This is a genomic window from Erwinia sp. MYb416 (assembly GCF_037479575.1).
GTDB classification, from domain to species: Bacteria; Pseudomonadota; Gammaproteobacteria; order Enterobacterales; family Enterobacteriaceae; genus Erwinia; species Erwinia rhapontici.
This window is the reverse complement of sequence record NZ_JBBGYT010000154.1, coordinates 1,153-2,298: the sequence shown is the minus strand read 5'-3', so window position 1 is coordinate 2,298 and position 1,146 is coordinate 1,153. Positions and strand designations below refer to the sequence as shown.

Here is a 1,146-nt window from a genome sequence, read left to right as displayed (position 1 = left end):
TGTCACCGTCGAGTCTGTTGGGCGCTATCGTTATTACCGCCTGGCCGGGCCACATATTTCCCAGCTCTTAGAAAGTCTGGCCTCGGTCGGGCCTGTCACTGCGCAATGGCAAACAACGCCCAATAGTGCAGCGAAAGCGCTGCGTTTTGCGCGTTGTTGTTACGATCATTTAGCCGGGCAACTCGGCGTGCTGATTACGCAGAGGATGCTTGACCAGGGGCTGATTGCCATGCGAGAAGGCCAACACTGCGTGTTAACCGTTCTGGGGCATCGCTGGTTTGAACAGCAAGGCGTGGAAATCAGTGCGGAACGCGCAGGCAATAACCGTTTGTGCCTCGACTGGACCGAGCGGCAATATCACCTCGCAGGCCCTCTTGGCTCCGCGATGCTGGAGGCATTTATTGCGTGGGAATGGCTGAGCCGCTCGAATCAATCAAGAGCGTTGAACGTCACCGCGTCGGGATGGGAAGCCTTAGCGCAACACTTTGGTATTCGCCATCAGCAAGGATCGCTACGGCATGAATAGTGGTCTTTCTTTGAACAGATGCCTTCGGCTGCCCGATATTCTGGGATGAATCGTATACACATCCCCGGCATCTGGGGACGTCAGTAACTCCGAAGGCGTCATAGCAAAGCGTGCGGTGGTAATGAATAAGGTCGCAAGACCTTCGCCACCAAAGCAGCAACTGGTAGGGCGCGGAACGGGCATGATGACACGATCGCTCAGACACCCGTTGCTGTCGTAACGCAGCAGGCATCCCCCGTTGAACTGACATACCCACAGCCCTCCCTCCTTATCCAGAGCGATACCGTCAGGACGGCCGAGTTCGGCGGGTGTCTCAACAAATAACCTGATATCGCCTGGCAAGCCCTCTGCCGAACAGGTGGCCTGAAAAATTGCACATGCTACCGAATCAACGAAAAACAGAGTACGGCCATCTTCGGACCAGGCCACCCCGTTGGGCAGCGTTACCCCCGGCAGGATTAACCGGGCATTCAGTGCACTATCGAATCGGTACAGCGCACCGCTATTGCCATCCGGGCGCTCGTTCATCAGTCCGGTAACAAAACGTCCCTGTGGATCGCAGGCACCATCATTGAAACGATAGCTCGTGCCTTCATGGATAATGGGAGAGCCGTGGCTCA

General features: G+C 56.1%; 2 protein-coding genes. One reads left to right on the top strand and one right to left on the bottom strand.

Translation table 11 applies throughout. The features are described from left to right. Positions 1-526: transcriptional regulator (locus WH277_RS01480; protein WP_339503957.1), on the top strand; the 526-nt coding region annotated here is incomplete at its 5' end. Here WH277_RS01480 and WH277_RS01475 read toward each other — a convergent pair. Continuing rightward, a partial coding sequence (locus tag WH277_RS01475) for an SMP-30/gluconolactonase/LRE family protein (protein WP_339503955.1) occupies positions 512-1,146 on the bottom strand: 635 nt, incomplete at its 5' end. The two genes, WH277_RS01480 and WH277_RS01475, sit on opposite strands and share 15 nt — an antisense overlap.